This window comes from Streptomyces yatensis (assembly GCF_018069625.1).
Classification (GTDB): Bacteria; Actinomycetota; Actinomycetes; order Streptomycetales; family Streptomycetaceae; genus Streptomyces; species Streptomyces yatensis.
On sequence record NZ_CP072941.1, the window covers coordinates 7262283 to 7282399 of the forward strand.

Consider the following 20117-nt stretch of genomic DNA (forward strand, 5'->3'; position numbering starts at 1 on the left):
CATCGGCGAGAGTGTGGCTATGGTCGAGCGCTGATCGACCGGAATCCTGGGGTTGGATTTCAGCGGTAACGATTCCTCGACGGTGCCCCTTGGGGCGCCGCCGTTCTCGTATGCCTGGAATCGTCAATCCACGGTGACCGCCCTCGCCGTCACGGGGGCTGTGTCGCATATGAGTTCATATAGTACGAGCACATGTAAAGCCTTTAAGGGCCGCTAATCTCTGGGATGTCATCGGATTGGCCACTTGGGGTGGTTTGCGGTAAATCGCAGTGGATCACCCCTTTGCGTGGCCAGAGTCGAAGGGAAGCGACGACATGTCAGCTCGCCGAATGCTCACCGGTACGTTCCTGGGGCTGGGAGCCCTGGCCCTGGCCGCCACGGCGGTCGCCCCGGCGGCCAACGCCGCGCCCGTCCCCGTGACCGGCCTCAACTGCGATGGCGATACCTACAAGTGCACGGCCAACCTGCGGTTCGGCGACGGCAGGTGGGTCGCGCAGTGGAATGTGAACGTATTCCACCAGAGCGCGGCGAGCCATCAGCGGGCCGCCCGGTCGGCGGACGCCCCGCGCGGCGCCGCGGCCCCGGTCCCGGTGACGACCCTCAGCTGTGACGGGGACACCTACAAGTGCACCGCCGGACTGCAATTCGGTGACGGCAGGTGGGTCGCCCAGTGGAACGCCAATGTGTTCCACCAGGCCATGGCCAGTGCCGTGCCCGCCGCGTCGGCGAAGACGGTCAAGGCTCCGCGGGAAGCCGCCGCCCCGGTGCCGGTGACGGCCCTGAACTGCGACGGTGACACCTACAAGTGCACGGCCAACCTGCGGTTCGGCGACGGCGGCTGGGTCGCGCAGTGGGACGCCGGCGTCTTCCACCAGAACTGACGCTCCACCAACAGGAGTGATCGAGGGCCCGGTGCGGGTCAACGCGCCGGGCCCGCGCGACGTTAGCCGTCCTCGAACGCCACCGGGGCCTCGAAGGCCGCGCGGCGGGTGGCGCGGCGGAGGGCCTTGAGGATGGGGGTGCCGAGGGTGAGGGTGAGCACCATGGTCACCACGGCGCGCGGCAGATCCCAGCCCAGCGAGGTGGCGAGGCAGTACGCCACGAAGCGGGCGAGGTTGTCGCCGAGCGGATCGCCGGGGACGTAGGAGATCCCCGAGGCCATGCCCTGCATCAGGGTCCAGCCCTGGAGGTTCATGACCGTCCCGTACGCCACGGACGCCACCGCCCCGTACCCGGCGAGCAGCAGCCTCTCCGCCCGGCCGCGCAGCCGGGCGGCGCCGGGCAGCAGCCCCGCGCCCATCGATACCCAGCCCATGGCCAGCATCTGGAACGGCATCCACGGCCCCACCCCGCCGGTGAGCAACGCTGACGCGAACATCGACACGGCGCCGAGGACGAAGCCGAAACCGGGGCCCAGCACCCGCCCCGACAGCACCATCAGAAAGAACATCGGCTCGATCCCGGCCGTCCCCGCGCCCAGCGGCCGCAGGGCGGCGCCCGCCGCCGCCAGGACCCCGAGCATCGCGATGGCCTTGGCGTCCAGACCGGAGTCCGCGATGGTCGCCACGACCACGGCCAGCAGGAGCGGAAGCAGCGCGGCGAACAGCCAGGGCGCGTCGGCGGCGTGGGTGGTGATCCCGGAGTCACCCGGTGCGAACAGCGGCCAGCCGAAGGCGACGACACCGATCGCGGAGACGAGGGCGAGCGCCGCCACGGAGCGGGGCCCGAGGCGTACGGCCCGGATGCGGCGACTGGAGGCTGCGGTCGACTCGGTGCCGGGTGCCGTGGTCGGTTGGGTGCCGTGTGCCGGGGTCGGCTTGGTGTCGTGCGGCGCGATCGGTTGGGCGCTGTGTGCCGGGGTCGGCTTGGTGCCGTGCGCCGGGGTCGGCTCCGTTTCGTGCGCCGCCGTCGGCTCCGTGGCGTGCGCACCGGCCCGGTGCGGCTCGCTGCTCAGGTGCCGCCGCCCGCTCACGGTGTTCCCTCCAGCGCCTCGCGCACCTGTGGCACCGTCAGCCACGGCAGCGGTGCCAGCACCTTGGCCACCTGTGGGGCGAACGCGGGGGAGGACACCACCACCTCCGCCGTGGGCCCGTCCGCGACCACCTCGCCCTCGGCCAGGATGACGACGCGATGGGCGAGTTCGGCCGCCAGCTCCACATCGTGGGTGGCCAGCACGATGGCGTGGCCGTCCGCCGCCAGCCCGCGCACCACCTCCACCAGCCGCGCCTTCGCCGCGTAGTCGAGCCCGCGCGTCGGCTCGTCGAGCAGCAGCAGGGGCGGACGGGCGGTGAGGATGACGGACAGGGCCAGTGCCAGCCGCTGTCCCTCCGACAGATCGCGCGGATGGGCGGTGTCCGCCACCTCCGGCAGCAGCCGGCCGACCAGCGCACGGCAGGTGCCGGGCGCCGCGCCCGCGTCCTGGTCGGCCGCCGCGCATTCGGCGGCGACCGTGTCCGCGTAGAGCAGATCGCGCGGCTCCTGCGGTACGAGGCCGACCTGGCGCAGCAGTTCGGCGGGGCGGGTGCGATGCGGTACGACCCGGCCCGGGCCGACCCGCACCGACCCCGAGGCGGGTTCGTGCAGCCCGACCAGACTGGCCAGAAGCGTGGACTTGCCCGCCCCGTTGCGTCCCATCAGCGCCACCGTCTCGCCCGGCCGCACCGACAGGTCCACTCCGCGCAGCGCCTCGACCCGACCGTGGCGCACGGACAGCCGCGCCACCTCGCCGACCGGTTCGCCCGGCGGCGGATCGGCCACCGCCCGCGGGGCCAGCGACGCCAGCCGCTCCCGCAGCGGCCCCGCCTTGCGCCGCGCGTCCCGTACGGACAGCGGCATCGGCGACGGCCACCCCGCGAGGCCGCCCAGCGCCACCACGGGCGGCTGGACGGGCGACACCGGCAGCAGCTCGGCCGGTGCGCCGGTCAGCGGGGCGGCGCCGGGGGAGGGCAGCAGGATCATCTGGTCCGCGTACTGCACCACCCGCTCCAGCCGGTGCTCGGCCAGCAGCACGGTGGTGCCCAGGTCGTGCACCAGCCGCTGGAGGACCGCCAGCACCTCCTCGGCCGCGGCCGGGTCGAGCGCGGAGGTCGGTTCGTCGAGGACGAGGACGCGGGGGTGGGTGGTGAGCACCGAGCCGATCGCCACGCGCTGCCGCTGCCCGCCGGAGAGCGTGGCGATGGGGCGGTCCCGCAACTCGGCGAGACCCAGCAGATCGAGGGTCTCCTCGACCCGGCGGCGCATGGTGTCCGGCGCGATGCCGAGGGACTCCATGCCGTAGGCCAGCTCGTCCTCGACGGTGTCGGTGACGAAGTGCGCGAGCGGGTCCTGGCCCACGGTGCCGACGACGTCGGCCAGTTCGCGCGGCTTGTGGGTACGGGTGTCCCGGCCCGCGACGGTGACCCGGCCGCGCAGGGTGCCACCGGTGAAATGCGGTACGAGACCGGAGACGGCGCCCAGCAGTGTCGACTTGCCGACCCCGGACGGGCCGACGAGCAGACACAGCTCGCCCTCGGGGACGGTCAGATCCACCCCCGCGAGTGCGGGCCGCGCCGCCCCGTCGTAGTGGACCGACACCTGCTCGAACCGGATCACGGACTGGCCTCCTCGGCCCCGTCCTCGGCGCGCTCGTCCTCTCGCTCGCCGTGCGGGGTGTGTGCGGTGGGGGTGGGGTGGCTGTCGGGGGCCGGGTTGGGGTCGGGGGTTGCGGGTGGCTCCGTGGCCGCGTCGCCGGGCTCGGGGCGTGGCTCGGTGGCGGGTCGGGTGCCGGTGCGCAGGGGGCCGGGGCGGCCCCGGGCGTGGGCCGGGCCGGTGGGGGCGTCGTCCGGCGGGGCCGGTGCACGGTGCGTGCCCGGGGGCGGCTCCGTTGTCGCGTCGGCGGGCTGCGGGTGTCGCTCGACCGCGGGTCGGGTGCCGGTGCGCAGGGGGCCGGGGCGGCCCCGGGCGTGGGCCGGGCCGGTGGGGGCGTCGTCCGGCGGGGCCGGTGCACGGTGCGTGCCCGGGGGCGGCTCCGTTGTCGCGTCGGCGGGCTGCGGGTGTCGCTCGACCGCGGGCCGGGTGCCGGTGCGCAGGGGGCCGGGGCGGCCCCGGGCTTGGGCCGGGCCGGCGGGGGCCTCGTCCGGCGGGGCCGGTGTCGGTGCCGGGGAGGCGAAGGCCGGGAGCAGGCCCAGCAGGACCCCCGCCGCCGGCCACAGCGGCAGCGTCGGGGTGGTGAGCGGGACCACGGAGGGCTGGAGGGCCCCCGGGGCGTACGAGGTGGCGCGGATCATCAGCGCCGCGACCGCCGCACCCGACCCCGCCACCAGCCACGCCCGGACGCCCCAGCGGTCCGGGCGGTAGCGGCTGCGCACCGAGCGGCGGCCGCCCAGCCACAGCCCGCCGAGCGCGGCGGCCAGTCCCGCGAGCAGCAGTGGCAGACCGTAGCCCGCGCCCTCGGCGGCGAGCAGGCCGTACGTACCGCAGCAGACGCCGAGCAGCCCGCCCAGCGTCAGCGCGGTGGTGGTACGGGCGACGGCGGGCGGGACGTGGGCCGTGCGGCCGTAGCCGCGCGCGTCCATCGCCGCCGCCAGGGCCACCGACCGTTCCAACGCGCCCTCCAGCACCGGCAGTCCGACCTGCAGCAGCGCCTTCACCCCGCGGTCGGGGCGGCCGCGCAGCCGTCGGGCGGAGCGCAGCCGCTGGACGTCCGCCACCAGATGCGGTGCGAAGCTCATCGCCACCACGACCGCCACCCCGGCCTCGTAGAGCGCACCGGGCAGCGACTTGAGCAGCCGCGCCGGGCTGGCCAGCGCGTTCGCGGCGCCGACGCAGATCAGCAGGGTGGCCAGCCGCAGCCCGTCGTACAGCGCGAACACCAGCCCCTCGGCCGACACCCGGCCGCCGATCCGCACCCCCTGCGCCCAGTGGGGCAGCGGGACTTCGGGGAGCGTGAAGAGCACCCGCGTCCCGGGGATCGGCGAGCCGAAGAAGACCGCGAAGAACAGCCGGATGGCCAGCACCACAAGGCCCAGCTTGAGGAACGCGGTGTACGAGCGGGCCCACGGGGCGTCCGTGCGCCGTACGGCCACCACATAGCCCGCGACCGCGATGAGCAGCCCCAGCAGCAGCGGGTTGGTGGTCCGGGACGCGGCCGTGGCCAGCCCGAGCGCCCACAGCCACCAGGCCCCCGCGTGCAGCGCGCTTCCGCCGCGCGGGGCACCGGCTCGCGGACGGGTGCCGCGCCGGGTGCGGAACCCGGCGCGGAACCCGGTGCGGAACCCGGTGCGGTTGCGGCCCGGGGCGGTGCCGTCGGGAGGAGTGGCGCGCGGTGGCGGCATGGTGGTCATCCGCGCGCTCATACGCGACGGCGGCGCGCCTGCCACACCGCCGCGGCGCCGAGCAGGACCACGGTGGCGAGCCCGCCGATCAGCCCGGCGGAGGGGCCGCTTGAGGCGCCGTCGTCGCTCGCCTTGCCGCCGTCGCCGTTCGGGGTGGCGTGGGCGTTTCCGGACGTGGTCACCTTGTCACCGCAGCCCGACTCCGGATATCCGGCGATGGCGCAGAGCAGCGCGGCGGAGTTGTAGCGCAGCGGTTTCGCGACCGCGGCGAGCGCTTCCCCGGCGGTGGCGTCCTCGCCGACCCGTGCGCACTCGGTACGGGGCGCGGGCGGTGTCCGGCGGTCGGGCGCGTCGGCGGCCGTGCCGAAGTCGAGGACCACCGCGACCCGTTTGGTGCCTTCCGTGGTCGGGGTGTCGGCACAGACGGCGGCGAAATCGGCCATGCCGCGAGGCCGGGTGGCGTCGTTCGAGTCCTCGCTGACCGCGAAACGGAAGCCGATCATGTCGCCATCACCGGGCCGCGCCGACGAGGGCCCCTGCGTGGCATAGCTCCAACTGCCGCCGTCCCCGCCCCGCTGCCAGAACGACCAGTAGCGATACCCATCGGCGGCCTGCGCGGGCGCCGCGCCGAACATCCCGAACAGCACGAGAACGGGCAGCAGCAGGGCGAGGGCGGGCAGCAGCAGCCGAGCGGCGCGGGTGCGCGGGGCCGAAGCCGCGGGCGTGCGCATGGTCGGGGCCGCGTGCGCGCGCGGGGCCCTGGCCACGCGGCCGCGTAGGACCCGAGCCGCGCGCGTGCACGGCACCCATGTTGCGCACAGGGCCCGAGCCGGGCCGGTGCACACGCCCCATGCCGCGTATGCGTACCGCACCCACGCCGCGCGGGCGTGCCACGCCCTGGCCGCGCCGGTGCGCGGGGCCGAAGCCGCCTGGGCGCGCCGCGCCCGAGCCGCCTGCGTGCGCGGGGCCGAGGCCGCCTCGGTTCGCGGGGTCGACTTCACATCCGTGCGCAGGGTCAAAGCTGCCGCCTCTTTCGGCCGCTGATCAGGAAGCCGATGCCCATGCCCGCGACCGCGCAGACTCCGACGGTCCACCAGACGCCGCCGACCCCGCCGTCGTCGCTCTTCTTCTCGTTCTTCTCGCTCTTGCCGTCCGACCCCGCGCCCGGGGCCGCCGCCTCGGGCTTCGGGCCGGTGGCGTTCAGCTGCTGTACGAGGTCGGCGCCGCCGAAGTCGCGCGGGTTGGCGCCGGCCGCGTGGGCCGCGAGGATCAGCTTGGCGAGCGCGCCCGGGTCGCCCTTGGCCCAGGCCGCCGCGCCGCTGTCCTTGCCCTGCAGCCACTGCAGTGGCTTGCCCGCGGTCGCGCTGTGCTCCCCGGCGGCGAGCGCCACCACCGCGTCGGCGGTGCCGCCGAAGTCGGGCTGGTCCTTGGCGCCGGGCATCGCGGACTTCAGGTGCATATCGCTGTCGGACATGACGCGGGACAGATGGGCCAGCGCGGCCTCCGCCGCGTCCTTCGGCGTATCGGCCCCGGCTGCCTTGTCGGCCCCGCCCTTGCCGTCCGCGCAGCTCAGCGGCTTCGGGGCCGCGCCGCCGTCCTTGCCGACCGTCTCGAAGACGAAGCCCTTGCCCTGGACGGCCAGCGCCGCGCTCGCGGTGGCCAGCTCATTGGCGACGGGCTTGCCCTTGTCCGCCGTGTAGGCGAACGCCCCGCGCTCCTCCGCCTTCGCCGAGCAGCCCAGCTGCAGTCCGAGCAGCGCGTCGTACGGGCTCTTGCCGCCCTTGGACTTCAGCTTCGCCGGGTCCTGACCCGAGGCGGCGAAGGCGCCGATCGCCGCCGAGGTGGAGTTGGCGTCGCTCGGCCCGCCCGGGTTCATGCCCCAGCCGCCGTCGTCGTTCTGGTGGCTCTTCAGCCAGCCGATGCCCTTCTCCACGGTGTCGGCGCGGCCGCCCACCGCGGCCAGCGCCTGGATCGCCGCCGCCGTCGCGTCGGTGAACTCGCCCTTCTTCGGGTCGCACGCCTTCGAGGTGTCCGCGCGATACGCCGCGAAACCGCCGTCCGCGCACCCCTGCCCGGCCAGCCAGTCGATGGCCGACTTCGCCGGGGTGACGCCCACCGCGTCCTGGGCGAGCAGCGCCAGCGACTGCCGCCACACCCCGTCGAACTTCGGGTCCTTGGCGCCGTAGAGCCCCTTGGAACGCCCGGCCGGGCTGTCATCGGCGACAGCGGCAGGCGCGGTGGCCGCACCCAGGGCGGCGCCCATGGCGGCGCACAGGGAAAGAGCCGCCACGCTGCGGCGAATGGTCATGGCTGTGGTGCCTCTCGGTCGGTGGACGGGCGCACGCAGCCGCGCACGGCCGTCCAGCCGCGCGCGGAACGCTCCGCGACACCTCTGGCACCCGGCTCAGCTCCGCATACCTCGACGGTGCCGCCACCGGTCCTCCGGCGGCGGGAGCCTGCGTCGTCGCGCCCGCCCGGGTGTTCCGGCTCGTACGCCCCGCGGGGCGCGCTCACGGTTGCGGGTCAGCGCCGGAATCGCACCGGCTTCCCCCGATCGGACGCGTATGAAGTTTACGGACAGCTTATCCGCCGACTAATCGGGCGACCTCAGCCGCCCTCAGAGCCCCCCGGGGACGGGGGGCGGACGAGCGTGAGGCAGCGCGTCGTCGTGCCGTCGTCCTCCTCGATGTCGCGGCCGTGCGCGAAGCCGAGCCGGGCGAGCAGGGCCAGCGACGCGTCGTTGGCCGCCGTGACCGTGGCGTGCACCGCGCTCAGGCCGAGCGCGCCGAAGCCGTGGCCGACGACCGCCTCGGCCAGCTCCGTCCCCAGACCGCGCCCCCACGCCTCGGGCGCCAGCGCGTAGACGATCTCGTGGCCGCCGGTGACCTCGGTCGGCTTGATCTCGGCGTGGCCGACGTACCGGCCGTCCTCGCGGACGGCCCAGACGTCGAACAGCCGCCGGGCGTAGACCTTGGTGAAGATCCGCCCGAACAGCGCCCGGTCCTCCGCCTCCGGACCGGGCCTCCCGTCCCCCATCCAGCGGGACACCCGCCGGTCCTGGAACAGCACCACGAAGGCGTCCTCGTCCTCGGGCCGGTACGGCTCGAGCAGCAGGCGCGCGGTGCGCAGCGTCGCGGTCATGCGCCGCGACGCTACGCGGCCGGGCACCACCCGGCAATCCGTTGACGCGGCGGCCGGGGACAGCGCGCTCCGCGCTCCTACCCGCGGCGCCACCACTGGGCCAGGGACTTCCACCAGCGGCGGCGGGCCTCGTGCTCGGAGCCGGACTCCGAAGCCGCGGCGGTGGACGCCGTGGCGGTGGAATCCGTGTCGTCCGCCGACGGCCCGGTCTCGGCGGGACCGTCGTGCGACGAGGTCTCCCCGGCGACCGGCGGTGTGCTGCCCACCGCTCCCGCGCCCGTCGCCGTCGCCGCGGCGACCATCTCGGCCAGCGCCTCGTCGGACTTGGCGGCCGTCCGCGGGAAGCGCACCGGCAGCGCGGCCAGGGCCCGGTGGAAGGGGCCGGGCCGCCACTCCAACTCCTCGGCGGGCACGGCCAGTTCGAGGTCGGGGAGCCGGTCGAGGAGCTTCTCGATGGCGACGGCGGCGATGACCTGGGCCGGGTCCTTCGCGGGGCAGGTGTGCGGGCCCGCGCTCCACGCCAGATGCGCCCGGTTGCCGCGCCGGTTCGACAGCAGATACGGGTCGTTGTTGGCGGCGGCGAGGCTGATGACCACGGGCTCGCCCTTGGGCAGCCGGTGTCCGTCGACCGTCGCGTCGTGGCGCGGGTAGTGGATGCAGAAGTTGGCCAGCGGCGGGTCCTTCCACAGCACCTCGTTGAGCGCGTCCTCGATCAGCATGGTGCCGCCCGCGAGGGCGCCCGCGAACCGTTCGTCGGACAGCAGGAGCAGCAGCCCGTTGCAGATCAGGTTCTGCTGGGGCTGGGTGCCCGCGCCGACGAGGACGACGATCTGGTGGACCAGCTCTTCGTCGGTGAGCTCGGAGGGGTGGGCGATCAGCCAGGACGTCATGTCCGGACCCGGAGTGGCCCGCTTGAGGGCGACGAGCTCGAAGAGGGTCTCGGCGAGCAGCACATTGGCCTGCTCGGAGTCCTCGGTGATGTCGAAGAGCGCCGAGAGCGACCTGACCAGCTTGTCGCTCAACTCGGGCGGGCAGCCGAAGAGCTGGTTGAAGACGAGCAGCGGGAGCCGGGCGGAGTACTCCTTGAGCAGATCGGCCTCGCCCTTGGGGCCGAAGAGGTCGATGAGGAAGTCGGCGCTGCGCTCCACGTAGCGGCGCAGCGCGTGGATGTCCAGCCGGTCGAGGGTGTCGGAGATCGCCGCGCGCAGCCGGTGATGTGCCTCGCCGTCGCTGCACAGCGCGTTCGGCCGGTACATCATCATCGGCACCACGGGGTTGTCCAGGGGGATGGTGCCGTCGGCGAGAGCCTCCCAGTGGCGGGCGTCCTTGGAGAACGTCTCGGGGCTGCGCAGGATGTCCAGCGCGGTCTGATAGCTGGTGACGAGCGAGACGGGGACGCCGGGCGACAGCTCCACGGGCGCGATGTGCCCGTGTTCCCGCAGTCGCGCGTAGGTGGCGGCCGGGTCGGCGGCGAACTCGGGGCCGTGCAGCGACTCCAGCCGTTCCCCGGCCGGGGCCTGACCGGAGTGCGCGGGGCAGCCCGGGGGCGGTGCCGGGTCAGCGGCCGGATCTGCCGGACCTGCTGCCGGATCGGCCGTCGGAGTCGGGTCGGAATCGCGGATGGGGCTCGTCACGCATGCTCCTGCTGATACGGCTGTTACGGGGGGTGCGCGGCTGTGTGCGCCAGGTCGGGTAAGGCTAGCTTCCGGTTCGGCGGACCGGCACCCCATACGTCACCTGGTTTCTTGCGGGGAGGCCCGGCGTTCACGCCGGGGAGGAATCGCATCCCGTGACAGCGACGCGGAGCGTCGCCGTATCTGGCTTTACGGGCGCTGAGCACCACCGACCTCTGCCCGGCGGAGCCGGGGGAAGGCGAACGCATGTTTCCGTGTTCGCTGATGGGGGTGATCGCGGCGGGAGATGGGTGCGGATGTGCGGTTCTCGCTCGTATGGTCGTGTGAGCGCTGGGGTGGGTGACGGGAACGGGAGCGGGGGTGTCGGCATGGCGGAAGTGGCGGGGCCCGGTGATGTGGGTCATGCCCGGTACACCTACCGGCTGCGGGTATCGTCCGGCGCCCGCACTGCTCTGGTGGCGGAGTGGGACCGGTGCCGGTGGACGTGGAACGAGTGTGTCGCCAAGTCCAGGGCCGTGCACCGGCACAACAAGGCCACCGGGCAGAAGACGACGTGCGGCCCGGCGCAGCTCGACAGGATGCTGACCGAGGCCCGCGCTCGCACACCGTGGCTGCGTGAGGGCTCGTCGGTTCTCCAGCAGCAGATCATCCGTGACTTCGGCCGCTCCCGGGCCAAGGCGCACAAGGACATCCGGGAGCGGTTGCCGATGGCGCGCCGGGCCGGGATGCCCGGGCACAAGAAGAAGCGCGAGGCGCGGGCGAGTCTCAACTACACCCGGCGCGGCTTCCGGCTGAAGCACGGCAGGCTGCATCTGGCGGGCGGCATCGTGGTGACGGTGGTGTGGTCGAGGGAACTTCCGGCCGAGCCGTCCTCGGTGCGCGTGTACCAGGACAGCCTCGGGCATTGGTACTGCTCGTTCGTCGTCCCCGCCCAGGTCCAGCCCCTGCCGGAGAGCGGTCGGGTACTCGGTGTCGACTGGGGCGTGAAGGAGACCGCCACCACCACGTCCGACGCCCACGATCTGCCGCACGTCGGGCACGGCAGGAAGGCCCAGGCGAAGCTGACCCGGTACGACCGGATGATGGTCCGCCGCAGGCCGAAGAAGGGACAGCCTGGATCGAAGGGTTACCGCGAGGCGCAGAAGCTTCGGGCGAAGTCGTACAGGAAGGTCGCCCGGCAGCGGCAGGACACTGGCCGTAAGTGGGCCAAGAAGGTCGTCCGTGACCATGACGCTGTCGCTGTCGAGGACTTCCGCCCGAAGTTCCTGGCCAGGACCACGATGGCCCGCAAGGCCGCTGACGCCGCCATCGGCGCCACCAAGACGGCTCTGATCGAGATGGGCCGCAAGCACGGGCGGGACATCCGCCTCGTACACCCCGCGCACACCACGATGGACTGCGCGCACTGCGATGCGAGAGCCAAGCACGCACTGCCGCTGGGGATGCGCACCTACACCTGCACCGGGTGCGGAACCGTGTCCCCACGGGACAAGAACTCCGCACGCGTGATGCTCGTCCGGGCCGGTCTCAACCCGGCTGGTGCCGATGGCGGAAGACCTCCTGGAGCGCTGCTCCAGGAGGCGGCCTGAGCCAGGAATCCCCTCCCTTCAGGGAGGGGAGGATTCAATCAAATCGCTTGGTACCTCACGGGGTTGCTGCCCGGCACCGCTTCGGCCCTGCCCAGCTTCACCAGCCGGCGCAGATGCGCCTCCGCCTCCGAGACCGCGATGTTGCGGGAGCCGTAGGGGATCTGCTCCCAGGGGCGGTTCCACTCCATGGATTCGGCCAGCTGCCACGGGGTGAGCGGGGTGGTGAGCAGGGTCAGCAGCCCGGCCAGCCGCTCCTCGTGGTGGCTCAGCAGCGCGCGCACCCGCGCCGGGGCGTCGCTGAAGGCGTACTGATGGGCGGGGAGCACCTCGGCCGGGGCGAGGGCGGCGACGCGTTCGAGGGAGTCGAGGTAGTCGCCGAGGGGGTCGATGACGGTCGTGTCGTCGGGGTCCTCGTAGAGCCCGATATGGGGGGTGATCTCGGGCAGCAGATGGTCACCGGAGAACAGGCGGCCATGGCCGGGCATGCCCTCGCCGGCCGCCGGGTGATCCTCTTCGAGATGGAGGCAGACATGGCCGGGGGTGTGGCCGGGGGTCCAGACGGCGCGCAGCCGGCGGCCCGGCAGATCGATGAGCTCACCGGGGACGATCTCGCGGTCGGGGAGGGCGGGCCGCCGCCCCGGGAGGCCCGCGCGGCCGGACGCGCGGCTAGCGCGCAGCGGGGCCAGATGCTCCTCGGGTGCCCCGGCCGCGCCGAGCTTCTCCTCCAGGTAGAGGAGCCAGCGGGAGGGCTCGGCCTCGCGGGTGCGCCGGACGACCTGGGCGTCGGCGGCGTGCATCGCGATCCACGCCCCGGACGCCTCCCGCACCTGGCCGGACAGCCCGTGGTGGTCGGGGTGGTGATGGGTGACGAGGACGCCGTGGACTTCGGCGACCGAGGTGCCGCAGGCGGCGAGCCCGGCGGTGAGGGTGTCCCAGGCCGTGGGGTCGTCCCAGCCGGTGTCGATCAGGACCGGGCCGCGGTCGGTGTCGAGAAGGTGGACCAGGGTGTGCCCGAGCGGATTGTCGGGGATGGGGACCGGGATGCTCCACACCCCGCCACCGTGCTCGGTCACCCGCGTCACCTGCGCCATCGGCTCCCCCTCTCCTCGACACAAGCATTGCTCACTATAGCTGGAACTGGTATCAGTTCTGATGCAGCGTCAGATATTGGCGGCCCCGGGTCCGGGCGGGCTTTTCGGCCCCGGACCGGGCGGGCCGGCGGCGGTCCGCGATCGGGCGGGCCAGTGGCGGTCCCGCGATCGGGCGAGCTGGTGGCGGCCCCGAGCGCGGGCCTGCCGTCGGCGGTCCCGGGCGCGGGCCAGCCGGACGTACCCCTCAGTCATCGGCCGGAGGCAAACGGTGGGCGATCTCATCGAGCACGGGCAGCTCTTCATCGGCGGCACGCTGACCGACCCGGCGGGCGAGGACACCATCGAGGTCGTCTCGCCCCACACTGAGGAGGTCATCGGCCGGGTGCCGCACGCCGCGCGCGGCGATGTGGACCGGGCGGTCGCGGCGGCGCGGACGGCGTTCGACGAGGGCCCCTGGCCCCGGATGGACGTGGCCGAGCGGATCGCGGTGGTCACCCGGATCAAGGACGCCATCGCCGTGCGCCATGAGGAGATCGCCCGGGTCATCAGCGCGCAGAACGGATCCCCGTACTCCTGGAGCGTCCTCGCCCAGGCGCTCGGCGCGATGATGGTGTGGGACGCGGCCATCACCGTGGCCCGCGACTTCGGTTACGAGGAGCGGCGGGCCGGGGTGCTCGGCCCGCTGCTGGTGCGGCGGGAGCCGGTCGGGGTGGTCGCGGCCGTGGTGCCGTGGAACGTGCCGCAGTTCGTGGCGGCCGCGAAGCTGGCGCCCGCGCTGCTCGCCGGGTGTTCGGTGATCCTCAAGCCGTCCCCCGAGACGCCCCTGGACTCCTACCTCCTGGCGGAGATCGCGGCCGAGGCCGGGCTGCCCGAGGGGGTGCTGTCGATCCTGCCGGCCGACCGTGAGGTCAGCGAGTATCTGGTCGGCCATCCGGGTGTGGACAAGGTGTCCTTCACTGGGTCGGTCGCGGCCGGCAAGCGGGTGATGGAGGTCGCCTCGCGCCATCTCACCCGGGTCACCCTGGAGTTGGGCGGCAAGTCGGCCGCGGTGATCCTGCCGGACGCGGATCTGGAGGCGGCCGTCGCCGGGATCGTGCCCAACGCCTGGATGAACAACGGCCAGGCGTGTGTGGCCCAGACCCGGATCCTCGCCCCGCGGAGCCACTACGACGAGATCGCCGAGCGGTTCGCGGCCGCCGCCTCCGCCCTGGTCGTCGGCGACCCGCTGGATCCGGCCACCCAGGTCGGGCCGCTGGTGGCGCGGCGGCAGCAGAAGCGGTCGCTGGACTACATCGCGCTGGGGCAGCGGGAGGGCGCCAAGGTGCTGACCGGCGGCGGCCGTCCGGAGGCCCTGGCCACCGGCTGGTACGTGGAGCCCACGCTCTTCGGCGATGTCGGCAACGGCATGCGGATCGCCCGTGAGGAGATCTTCGGCCCGGTGATCTGTCTGCTGCCGTACGGGGACGAGGAGGAGGCGGCCCGGATCGCCAATGACTCCGACTACGGGCTGTCCGGCTCGGTATGGACGGCGGACGTCGGGCACGGCATCGACTTCGCCCGGCGCATCCGCACCGGCACCTACTCGGTCAACACCTTCAGCCTCGACATGCTCGGGCCGTTCGGCGGCTACAAGAACTCCGGTCTGGGCCGGGAGTTCGGCCCGGAGGGCTTCTCCGCGTATCTGGAGCACAAGATGATCCACCTGCCCCAGGGCTGGGACGGGGAGACGGACTGATGGGGGACCGCTGGCGGATCGAGGTGGACCGGGGCGTGTGCATCGGCTCCGGGATGTGCGTGAGCACCGCGCCGGGCGGCTTCCGGCTCGACGGGGCGCGGCAGTCGCATCCCGTCGAGCCGGAGGCCGATGCTTCCGAGGCGGTGCTCGCGGCGGCCGAGGGCTGCCCGGTCGAGGCCATCGCCCTGCGCCTGTCGGACACCGGTGAACAGGTCTTTCCCCCTGACGAGTAGCGGCTCCCCCAGCCGCGGTCGGCAGGTGTCGGACCGCCACCGTCGTCGTCGGCAGGTGTCGGACCGGCCGTCGTCGTCGGCAGCGGTCAGACCCAGCCCTCGCACTGGGATATCCGTATGGCGTCCACGCGGTTGCGCGCCCCGGTCTTCCGGGTGATCGCGGCCAGGTAGTTGCGGATCGTCCCGGTGGACAGATGGAGCGTACGGGCGATCTCCGAGATGGAGGCGCCGTCGGCGGCCAGGGACAGCACGCCCAGCTCGCGCTCGGTCAGCGGGATCTTGGCCGCCTGGAGGAAGCCGTAGCCCAGCGCGTCGTCGACATAGCGCTCCTTCCGTGCCACCCGCCGGATGGCCTCGATCAGCCGCTGCGGTGGGGCGTCCTTGTCGACGTACCCCAGCGCCCGGGCCTCATGGGCGCGGCGCAGTGGGCCCGGCCGCTCCGAGTTGACCAGCACCAGAAGCCCGCAGTCCCCGCCCTCCCCAGAGGCGGACGCCACGAACTTCCCCCACTCGCCCTTGCGTGCCGCCTTGTCGGCCGCCGGGCAATCCGTGTCCACCACGCACACCTGTGGCTCCATGGAACGAGCTCTGCTACGCGCGTCGCGCCAGGCACACGCGGCCGCCTCGATGTCTGGTTCGGCCCCTATGACCGAGGCCAGGGCCGATCGCAGCAGCCCTGACTCGTGTACCAGAAGTAACCTGATCACGAACTTCTCCACCCCCCACGATGCGTTCTCTCGTCGCGCGCCGTTGTCGCTCTGTCGCGCGCCGTTCATGAATACCGGGATTGGGCAGGGCGTGAACGCGGAATTTGAGCCAAGAGGGGGCGCAAGGGCGCACAAACCACGTCCGGAAGCTCGAAGGGGCGCAGGAATTGGCCCATGCGCCCCTGATGTGCGGTACGCCCGGCCTTGGTATGCGGTACGCCCGTCGTGGATATGCGGTACGCCCGTCCTTGATGTGCGGTACGCCCGACCCCGGTGTGCGCTGCGCCCGGTTACCGGGCCGGGGCGGGGGCCGTGAGGTCGATCAGCCGGCAGACGGTCTCGATGTCGATCTTGACCTGGGCGATCGAGGCGCGCCCCGAGAGCCAGGTGATCAGCGCCGAATGCCAGGTGTGCTCGATGACGCGGACCGCGGAGAGCTGCTCGGGCGTCGGGGAGTCGTCCAGGCCCATGGCGTCCAGGATGATCGCGGTGGTGAGCCGGGAGACCGTGTCCACCTCCGGGCTGACCGACCGGTCGGCGAAGGTGAGGGCGCGCACCATCGCGTCGGCCAGATGGGGCTCGCGCTGCAGGGCGCGGAAGGCGCGCATCAGGGTCTGGGCGACCCGGGCGGCCGGCTCCTCCTCGGTCGGCGGCCTCTTGCGCAACGTCTCATGCATATGCTGCAGCTGGTCCTGCATCGTCGCGACCAGCAGATGGACCTTGGAGGGGAAGTAGCGGTAGAGGGTGCCGAGCGCCACTCCAGAGTTCTCCGCGACCTCGCGCATCTGGACCGCGTCGAAGCCGCCTCGGCTGGCCAACCGGGCGCTGGCGTGCAGGATGCGCCGGCGGCGCGCCTCCTGCCGCTCGGTCAGCTGCAGGGCGGCTGGCTTGACTTCTGCGGTCATGTGTCCCACTTCGAATGTGTTGCGTGTGCGGGTCGGCGGCAAGCGGACATGGTGCATGGTGGCAGGGCGGGTCCGGGGCCCGCGAGTCACTGGAACTCGTTCTAGGCTAGCGCGGGTCCTCCCCGAAGCGCCCGTGTCCGCGCAGTTGAGGCAGGTTGCTGTCGCGGCAGTTGGGGCGGGTTGTCGCCGCGCGGCACCCGGGTGGTGCCCGCGGCCGGGTCGGCGGGCGGCCCGCCCGGTGCACACGCCGGTCGCCAACTTCTTCCCGGCGCCCTGGCTACCGAGTGGTAGGGATCACCCGCCCCGGCCCTGGAGCGGCCATGTGGGGCAGGTATCTTCGTGACTCCTCAGGGGATGCGCTAGTGAAACTTGTTCTAGATAAACGGAAGCGGATACGCTCCCGCTGAACTGCACCAAGGAGGGGGCGCGAGTGACCGCAGAGGCCGCGCAGGAGACCGGGGCCGACCCGCTTCGAGCAGCACCCCCCACCGCCACCGACGAACGGCCGCTGCGCATCGCCCTGCTCAGCTACAAGGGGAATCCATTCTGCGGGGGCCAGGGCGTCTATGTGCGCCATCTCTCCCGGGAGCTCGCCCGGCTCGGCCACACCGTCGAGGTCATCGGCGCCCAGCCGTATCCGGTGCTGGACGCCGAGGACGGCGTCACCCTCACCCAGCTGCCCAGCCTCGACCTCTACCGCCAGCCCGACCCGTTCCGTACGCCCCGGCGCGAGGAGTACCGGGACTGGGTCGACGCCCTGGAGGTCTCCACCATGTGGACCGGCGGCTTCCCCGAGCCGCTCACCTTCAGCCTGCGCGCCCGCCGCCATCTCGCCGCGCGCCTCGGCCAGTTCGACGTCGTCCACGACAACCAGACCCTGGGATACGGGCTGCTGGGCCTGGACCGGCTCGGCTTCCCGCTGGTCACCACCATCCACCACCCGATCACCGTCGACCGGCAGCTGGAGCTGGAGGCCGCCGACGGCTGGAAGCGCCGGTTCTCCGTGCGCCGCTGGTACGGCTTCACCCGGATGCAGAAGCGGGTGGCCCGGCGGCTGCCCTCGGTGCTCACCGTCTCCGGCTCCTCCCGCCGGGAGATCGTCGAGGACCTCGGGGTGCGGCCGGACCGCATCCATGTGGTGCACATCGGCGCCGACACCGGGCTCTTCTCGCCCGACCCCGCCGTCCCCGTGACCCCCGGCCGCATCGTCACCACCTCGAGCGCGGATGTGCCGCTCAAGGGCCTGGTGTATCTGATCGAGGCGCTCGCCAAGGTCCGCGCCGAGAACCCCGAGGCCCATCTGGTCGTCGTCGGCAAGCGGCCGCAGGAGGGGCCGGTGGCCACCACCATGGCGCGCCACGGCCTCGAGGACGCCGTCGAGTTCGTCAAGGGCATCAGCGACGCCGAACTGGTGGACCTGGTGCGCGGCGCCCAGATCGCCTGTGTGCCCTCCCTGTACGAGGGGTTCTCGCTGCCCGCCGCCGAGGCCATGGCCACCGGCACCCCGCTGGTCGCCACCACCGGCGGTGCGATCCCCGAGGTCGCCGGACCCGACGGCGAGACCTGTCTGGCCGTACCGCCCGGCGACGCCGACGCGCTCGCCGCGGCCCTGATCCGGCTGCTGGGCGACGCCGACCTCCGACGACGGCTGGGCGCCGCGGGCCGTGAACGGGTGCTGCGCCGCTTCACCTGGGAACAGGCCGCGCGCGGCACCGTCGAGCAGTACCGCCGGGCCATCGGCGTATCCGCGCCGGCCGCCCGCCGCTGAGCCCCGCCCCCGCCTCGCTCCCTGTCCCTCCTGCCCGCCGCTGAGCCCCGCCCCTGCCCCTCCCGCCCCACGAACCCGCCGGACGAAAGCAGACCCCCGTGCTGACCGTCGATTTCTCCCGCTTCCCCCTCGCCCCCGGCGATCGCGTCCTCGACCTCGGCTGCGGCGCCGGCCGGCACGCCTTCGAGTGCTACCGGCGCGGCGCCCAGGTCGTCGCGCTCGACCAGAACGGCGAGGAGATACGCGAGGTCGCCAAGTGGTTCGCCGCCATGAAGGAGGCCGGTGAGGCCCCGGCGGGCGCCACGGCCACCGCCATGGAGGGCGACGCCCTCGCCCTGCCCTTCCCCGACGACAGCTTCGACGTGGTCATCATCTCCGAGGTGATGGAGCACATACCCGACGACAAGGGCGTGCTCGCCGAGATGGTGCGGGTGCTCAGGCCCGGCGGCCGGATCGCCGTCACCGTGCCGCGCTACGGCCCCGAGAAGGTCTGCTGGGCGCTGTCGGACGCCTACCACGAGGTCGAGGGCGGCCATATCCGCATCTACCGCGCCGATGAGCTGCTGGAGAAGATGCGCGAGGCCGGGCTGCGGCCGTACGGCACCCATCACGCACACGCGCTGCACAGCCCGTACTGGTGGCTCAAGTGCGCGTTCGGAGTCGACAAGGACGGTGATGAGGCGCCGTTGCCGGTGCGCGCGTACCACAAGCTGCTGGTGTGGGACATCATGAAGAAGCCGCTGGCCACCCGGCTCGCCGAGCGCGCGCTGAACCCGATCGTCGGCAAGAGCTTCGTGGCCTACGCGACCAAGCCCCACGCCCCGCGCGAGGACCAGGCGTGACGGCGCTCGGACCGCGCCCCGGCCCCCGCACCGAACGGCTCGCGCTGCCCGGCGTGCTCAGCCCCGAGCAGGTGCTGAGCACGGTCGAGTCCATCGCCGCCGTCCAGCACCCGGACGGCGCCATACCGTGGTTCCGCGGCCACCACCTCGACCCCTGGGACCACATCGAGGCCGCGATGGCGCTGGACGCGGCGGGCGAGCACGAGCGCGCCACGGCCGCCTACCGCTGGCTGGCCCGGCACCAGAACCCCGACGGCTCCTGGTACGCGGCCTACCCCGACACCCCGGACGGCGTGGCCGCCGCCGACCCCACCGACCGCGGCCGGGAGAGCAACTTCTGCGCCTACGTCGCGGTCGGCGCCTGGCACCACTACCTCTCCACCGGCGACGACGCCTTCCTCGACGGGATCTGGCCCACCGTCTTCGCCGCCGTCGAGTTCGTCCTCGGCATGCAGCAGAGCGGCGGCCAGATCGGCTGGCGGCGCGCCGCCGACGGCACCATCGACCCCGACGCCCTGCTGACCGGCTCCTCCTCCGTCTACCAGGCGCTGCGCTGCGCCCTGGCCATCGCCGAGCACCGCGAGGAGCCCCAGCCCGACTGGGAGCTGTCGGCGGGGCTGCTCGGCCATGCCATACGCCGCCACCCCGAACGGTTCCTCGACAAGCACCGCTACTCGATGGACTGGTACTACCCGATCCTCGGCGGCGCCCTCACCGGCGCCGCCGCCAAGGAGCGCATCGAGGAGGGCTGGGACCGCTTCGTGGTCCCGGGGCTCGGGGTGCGCTGTGTCTCGCCCAACCCCTGGGTCACCGGCGGCGAGAGCTGCGAACTGGCGCTCGCGCTCTGGGCGATGGGGGAGTCCGACCACGCGGTGGACATCCTGCGCTGGATCCAGCGGCCGCTGCGGGCCGAGGACGGGATGTACTGGACGGGCTACGTCTTCGAGGACGACGCGGTCTGGCCGGAGGAGCGCACCACCTGGACCGCCGGGTCGCTACTGCTCGCCGTGGCGGCCCTGGGCGGCGACGAGGCGACCACGGCCGTCTTCGGCGGCGAGGGGCTGCCGAGGGGGCTGGACTCGGACTGCTGCGCCTAGGCGGTGGCCGGCGGGTTGTTCCCCTGCCCGCCCCTTCCCGAAACTGGGGCTCTGCCCCAGGCC

At 73.2% G+C, this 20117-nt stretch carries 16 protein-coding genes, 1 pseudogene and 1 riboswitch; of the genes and pseudogenes, 7 read left to right on the plus strand and 10 right to left on the minus strand.

Annotation, left to right across the window (positions count from 1 at the left end):
* Nucleotides 1-314 precede the first annotated feature (314 nt).
* The gene (locus J8403_RS30205) at nucleotides 315-881 is read left to right on the plus strand and encodes a hypothetical protein (RefSeq protein ID WP_233361717.1); all 567 of its coding nucleotides are present in this window, start codon (nucleotides 315-317) and stop codon (nucleotides 879-881) included.
* A gap of 62 nt (nucleotides 882-943) precedes the next feature.
* Here the strand turns inward: J8403_RS30205 and J8403_RS30210 are convergent, their stop codons facing one another.
* The 7 genes and pseudogenes from J8403_RS30210 to J8403_RS30240 all read right to left on the minus strand — a co-directional run bounded on the left by J8403_RS30210 (nucleotide 944) and on the right by J8403_RS30240 (nucleotide 10087).
* A complete protein-coding gene (locus J8403_RS30210) occupies nucleotides 944-1744 on the minus strand; it encodes an ECF transporter S component (protein WP_246586393.1) in 801 nt (266 codons plus the stop codon).
* 224 nt (nucleotides 1745-1968) lie between these two features.
* The gene (locus J8403_RS30215) at nucleotides 1969-3591 is read right to left on the minus strand and encodes an ABC transporter ATP-binding protein (RefSeq protein ID WP_211125935.1); all 1623 of its coding nucleotides are present in this window, start codon (nucleotides 3589-3591) and stop codon (nucleotides 1969-1971) included.
* 524 nt (nucleotides 3592-4115) lie between these two features.
* A pseudogene (locus tag J8403_RS30220) lies at nucleotides 4116-5312 on the minus strand (energy-coupling factor transporter transmembrane component T); the annotation flags it as partial.
* A 17-nt stretch (nucleotides 5313-5329) separates the two neighbouring features.
* Nucleotides 5330-6043: an SCO2322 family protein gene (locus tag J8403_RS30225; protein ID WP_211125936.1), complete on the minus strand. Its 714-nt coding sequence runs from the start codon at nucleotides 6041-6043 to the stop codon at nucleotides 5330-5332.
* A 284-nt stretch (nucleotides 6044-6327) separates the two neighbouring features.
* Nucleotides 6328-7620 (minus strand): SCO2321 family membrane protein, encoded by a 1293-nt coding sequence (locus tag J8403_RS30230; protein ID WP_211125937.1) that lies wholly within the window; start codon nucleotides 7618-7620, stop codon nucleotides 6328-6330.
* Nucleotides 7621-7788: 168 nt separating this feature from the next.
* Nucleotides 7789-7863, minus strand: a riboswitch (cobalamin riboswitch).
* Between the two features lie 56 nt (nucleotides 7864-7919).
* Complete coding sequence (locus tag J8403_RS30235; protein ID WP_211125938.1) at nucleotides 7920-8453, minus strand: GNAT family N-acetyltransferase; 534 nt, start codon at nucleotides 8451-8453, stop codon at nucleotides 7920-7922.
* A gap of 77 nt (nucleotides 8454-8530) precedes the next feature.
* Nucleotides 8531-10087, minus strand: coding sequence for a cytochrome P450 (locus J8403_RS30240; RefSeq protein ID WP_246586059.1), 1557 nt, complete (start codon nucleotides 10085-10087; stop codon nucleotides 8531-8533).
* Between the two features lie 368 nt (nucleotides 10088-10455).
* On the opposite strand from J8403_RS30240, the gene J8403_RS30245 reads away from it, so the two are divergent.
* Complete coding sequence (locus tag J8403_RS30245; protein WP_211125939.1) at nucleotides 10456-11676, plus strand: RNA-guided endonuclease InsQ/TnpB family protein; 1221 nt, start codon at nucleotides 10456-10458, stop codon at nucleotides 11674-11676.
* A 38-nt stretch (nucleotides 11677-11714) separates the two neighbouring features.
* On the opposite strand, the gene J8403_RS30250 is transcribed toward J8403_RS30245, so the two are convergent.
* Nucleotides 11715-12767, minus strand: a complete 1053-nt coding sequence (locus tag J8403_RS30250; RefSeq protein ID WP_211125940.1) for a Strvi_7410 family MBL fold metallo-hydrolase — start codon at nucleotides 12765-12767, stop codon at nucleotides 11715-11717.
* A gap of 268 nt (nucleotides 12768-13035) precedes the next feature.
* On the opposite strand from J8403_RS30250, the gene J8403_RS30255 reads away from it, so the two are divergent.
* Both J8403_RS30255 and J8403_RS30260 read left to right on the plus strand, forming a co-directional pair.
* The gene (locus J8403_RS30255) at nucleotides 13036-14502 is read left to right on the plus strand and encodes an aldehyde dehydrogenase (protein ID WP_211125941.1); all 1467 of its coding nucleotides are present in this window, start codon (nucleotides 13036-13038) and stop codon (nucleotides 14500-14502) included.
* Complete coding sequence (locus J8403_RS30260; RefSeq protein ID WP_014060233.1) at nucleotides 14502-14735, plus strand: ferredoxin; 234 nt, start codon at nucleotides 14502-14504, stop codon at nucleotides 14733-14735. Before J8403_RS30255 ends, J8403_RS30260 begins: the two co-directional genes overlap by 1 nt.
* A gap of 86 nt (nucleotides 14736-14821) precedes the next feature.
* Here J8403_RS30260 and J8403_RS30265 read toward each other — a convergent pair whose 3' ends face one another.
* Together J8403_RS30265 and J8403_RS30270 are read right to left on the minus strand one after the other, a co-directional pair.
* On the minus strand, nucleotides 14822-15442 hold the full coding sequence (locus J8403_RS30265; protein ID WP_211125942.1) for a response regulator transcription factor: 621 nt from the start codon (nucleotides 15440-15442) through the stop codon (nucleotides 14822-14824).
* Nucleotides 15443-15732: 290 nt separating this feature from the next.
* Nucleotides 15733-16347, minus strand: a complete 615-nt coding sequence (locus J8403_RS30270) for a TetR family transcriptional regulator (RefSeq protein WP_093461356.1) — start codon at nucleotides 16345-16347, stop codon at nucleotides 15733-15735.
* 430 nt (nucleotides 16348-16777) lie between these two features.
* Here J8403_RS30270 and J8403_RS30275 point away from each other — a divergent pair, with 430 nt between their 5' ends.
* The 3 genes from J8403_RS30275 to J8403_RS30285 all read left to right on the plus strand — a co-directional run bounded on the left by J8403_RS30275 (nucleotide 16778) and on the right by J8403_RS30285 (nucleotide 20054).
* Nucleotides 16778-18115 carry a glycosyltransferase family 4 protein gene (locus J8403_RS30275; protein WP_211125943.1) on the plus strand — a complete coding sequence of 446 codons (1338 nt, stop codon included), beginning with the start codon at nucleotides 16778-16780 and terminating at the stop codon, nucleotides 18113-18115.
* Between the two features lie 98 nt (nucleotides 18116-18213).
* Nucleotides 18214-18957, plus strand: a complete 744-nt coding sequence (locus J8403_RS30280) for a class I SAM-dependent methyltransferase (RefSeq protein WP_211125944.1) — start codon at nucleotides 18214-18216, stop codon at nucleotides 18955-18957.
* On the plus strand, nucleotides 18954-20054 hold the full coding sequence (locus J8403_RS30285; protein ID WP_211125945.1) for a prenyltransferase/squalene oxidase repeat-containing protein: 1101 nt from the start codon (nucleotides 18954-18956) through the stop codon (nucleotides 20052-20054). Before J8403_RS30280 ends, J8403_RS30285 begins: the two co-directional genes overlap by 4 nt.
* Nucleotides 20055-20117 lie beyond the last annotated feature (63 nt).

Bases quoted from the DNA above. Each gene is read 5' to 3' on its own strand.
- J8403_RS30245 (WP_211125939.1), top strand. From the start codon at position 10,456: ATGGCGGAAGTGGCGGGGCCCGGTGATGTGGGTCATGCCCGGTACACC.
- J8403_RS30230 (WP_211125937.1), bottom strand. From the start codon at position 7,620: ATGACCATTCGCCGCAGCGTGGCGGCTCTTTCCCTGTGCGCCGCCATG.
- J8403_RS30260 (WP_014060233.1), top strand. From the start codon at position 14,502: ATGGGGGACCGCTGGCGGATCGAGGTGGACCGGGGCGTGTGCATCGGC.
- J8403_RS30250 (WP_211125940.1), bottom strand. From the start codon at position 12,767: ATGGCGCAGGTGACGCGGGTGACCGAGCACGGTGGCGGGGTGTGGAGC.
- J8403_RS30235 (WP_211125938.1), bottom strand. From the start codon at position 8,453: ATGACCGCGACGCTGCGCACCGCGCGCCTGCTGCTCGAGCCGTACCGG.
- J8403_RS30270 (WP_093461356.1), bottom strand. From the start codon at position 16,347: ATGACCGCAGAAGTCAAGCCAGCCGCCCTGCAGCTGACCGAGCGGCAG.
- J8403_RS30225 (WP_211125936.1), bottom strand. From the start codon at position 6,043: ATGCGCACGCCCGCGGCTTCGGCCCCGCGCACCCGCGCCGCTCGGCTG.
- J8403_RS30205 (WP_233361717.1), top strand. From the start codon at position 315: ATGTCAGCTCGCCGAATGCTCACCGGTACGTTCCTGGGGCTGGGAGCC.